This window comes from Allostella sp. (genome assembly GCF_041913585.1).
Taxonomy (GTDB): domain Bacteria; phylum Pseudomonadota; class Alphaproteobacteria; order ATCC43930; family Allostellaceae; genus Allostella.
This window is the reverse complement of record NZ_JAYSFE010000255.1, coordinates 1-2,590: the sequence shown is the minus strand read 5'-3', so window position 1 is coordinate 2,590 and position 2,590 is coordinate 1. Positions and strand designations below refer to the sequence as shown.

Here is a 2,590-nt window from a genome sequence, read left to right as displayed (position 1 = left end):
TGGAGGGGGCGCTGCCGCAGCAGGTCGACCGGGTGCTCTACGATTTCGGCTTCCCGATGGGGCCCTACGCCATGGGCGATCTCGCCGGCCTCGACATCGGCTGGCGCATCCGGCGGGAGAAGGGGCTGGTCTCCCCGGTCGCCGACCGGCTGTGCGAGCTGGGCCGCTTCGGACAGAAGACCGGGGCCGGCTGGTACCGCTACGCGGAGGGCAGCCGGACGCCCGATCCCGATCCGGTCGTCGAGGCGATCATCCTGGAGGAGTCCGCCCGCGCCGGCATCGCCCGCCGTGCCATCGACGATGCCGAGATCCTCGACCGGCTGCTGCTGCCGATGGTCAACGAGGGCGCCCGCATCCTGGAGGAGGGGATGGCACTCCGCCCCGGCGACATCGACATCGTCTGGGTCAACGGCTACGGCTGGCCGATCCACGAGGGCGGACCGATGCACTGGGCCGATGCCCGCGGCCTGCCCGCGATCCGCGACCGGCTGGTCGAACTCCAGCGCCTCTACGGCGACGACTTCCGGCCGGCGCCGCTGATCGAACGGCTGGCGGCCGCGGGCAAGGGCTTCCGCGACCTGCCGCTGCCGTAGCGGAGGGACGAGCCGGCCCCCGGCCCGGGGCCCCGCGTCGCCGCGAACGAGCGCGGCCGGGCAGCAAAGACACTGCCCGGCCGCTCGGCATGTTTCAGATGGCGTCCCGTCTCGCCACCCGGGCTACGCCAGATCGAAGCGGTCGGCATTCATCACCTTGCACCAGGCCGCGACGAAGTCCCGGACGAACTTCTCCTTGTTGTCGTCCTGGGCGTAGACCTCGGCATAGGCGCGCAGCACCGAATTGGAGCCGAAGACGAGGTCGACCCGGGTGGCCGTCCAACGGGTGGCGCCCGTCTTCCGGTCGACGATGGCGTAGCGGTCGCGCCCCGTCGGCTTCCAGCTGTAGGCCATGTCCGTCAGGTTGACGAAGAAGTCGTTGGTCAGAGCGCCGACGCGGTCGGTGAACATCCCGTGCCGGCTGCCGCCGTGGTTCGTGCCGAGGACCCGCATGCCGCCGACCAGCAGGGTCATCTCGCAGGCGGTCAGGCGCATCAGCTGGGCCCGGTCGAGGAGCAGTTCCTCGGTGGTGACCACGTAGTCCTTCTTGAGCCAGTTGCGGAAGCCGTCGGCCAGCGGCTCGAGCACGTCGAACGATTCCGCGTCGGTCATCTCCTCCGTCGCATCGCCGCGGCCGGGCGCAAAGGGAACCGTCGCGTCGACGCCGGCCGCCTTCGCCGCCTGCTCGACCCCGACATTGCCGGCGAGCACGATGACGTCGGCGACGCTGGCGCCGGTCTCGGCCGCGATCGGTTCCAGCACGGCCAGCACCTTTGCGAGGCGGGCCGGTTCGTTGCCCTCCCAGTCCCTCTGCGGGGCGAGGCGGATGCGCGCGCCATTGGCGCCGCCGCGCTTGTCGGAGCCCCGGAACGTGCGCGCGCTGTCCCACGCGGTGCTGACCATTTCGGCGACGCTCAGTCCGCTGGCGGCGATCCTGGCCTTGACCGCTGCCACGTCATAGTCCGTGCGCCCTTCGGGCACCGGGTCCTGCCAGATCAGGTCGTCCTTCGGAACATCCGGGCCGATGTAGCGGGACTTCGGCCCCATGTCCCGATGCGTCAGCTTGAACCAGGCGCGGGCGAAGACCTGGGAGAAATAGGCCGGATCCTTGTGGAAGCGCTCCGATATCTTGCGGTACTCGGGGTCGACCTTCATCGCCATGTCGGCGTCGGTCATGATCGGGTTGTGGCGAACCGACGGGTCTTCCACGTCGACGGTTTTGTCGTCCTCGCGGATGCCGACCGGCTCCCACTGCCACGCCCCCGCCGGGCTCTTCCGCAGCTCCCAGTCGTAGCCGAGGAGAAGGTCGAAGTAGCCGTTGTCCCATCGCGTCGGGTGGGTGGTCCATGCGCCTTCGAGGCCGCTGGTCACCGCGTTCCGACCGATCCCGCGGGTCGTGCGGTTGTTCCAGCCCAGGCCCTGCTCGTCCAGGTCCGCGCCTTCCGGAGGCGGACCGAGGTCGGCCGCGTTGCCGTTGCCGTGGCACTTGCCGACGGTGTGGCCGCCGGCGGTCAGGGCCACGGTCTCTTCGTCGTTCATCGCCATGCGCGCGAAGGTCACGCGCACGTCGTGCGCCGTCTTCCGCGGGTCGGGCTTGCCGTCGACGCCTTCCGGGTTGACGTAGATCAGGCCCATCATCACGGCGGCGAGCGGGTTCTCCAGATCGCGCTCGCCCGAGTAGCGGCTGCCGGTGCTGCCGCTGGGCGCCAGCCACTCCTTCTCGGAGCCCCAGTAGATCTCCTTCTCGGGCTGCCAGATGTCTTCGCGGCCGAAGGCAAAGCCGAACGTCTTCAGGCCCATCGACTCGTAGGCCATGTTGCCGGCGAGCATGATGAGGTCGGCCCAGCTCAGCTTGTTGCCGTACTTCTTCTTGATCGGCCACAGCAGACGGCGCGCCTTGTCGAGGTTGGCGTTGTCGGGCCAGGAATTGATCGGGGCAAACCGCTGGTTGCCGGTGCCGCCGCCGCCACGGCCGTCGGCGATGCGGTAGGTGCCGG

General features: G+C 69.7%; 2 protein-coding genes. One reads left to right on the top strand and one right to left on the bottom strand.

What is annotated here, in order from left to right:
- Positions 1-593: 3-hydroxyacyl-CoA dehydrogenase family protein (locus tag ACE3Q3_RS23880; RefSeq protein ID WP_374450281.1), on the top strand; the 593-nt coding region annotated here is incomplete at its 5' end.
- Positions 594-716: 123 nt separating this feature from the next.
- Here ACE3Q3_RS23880 and katG read toward each other — a convergent pair.
- Positions 717-2,590, bottom strand: a 1,874-nt coding sequence (gene katG / locus ACE3Q3_RS23875) for a catalase/peroxidase HPI (protein ID WP_374450279.1), incomplete at its 5' end; no start/stop codon positions are given.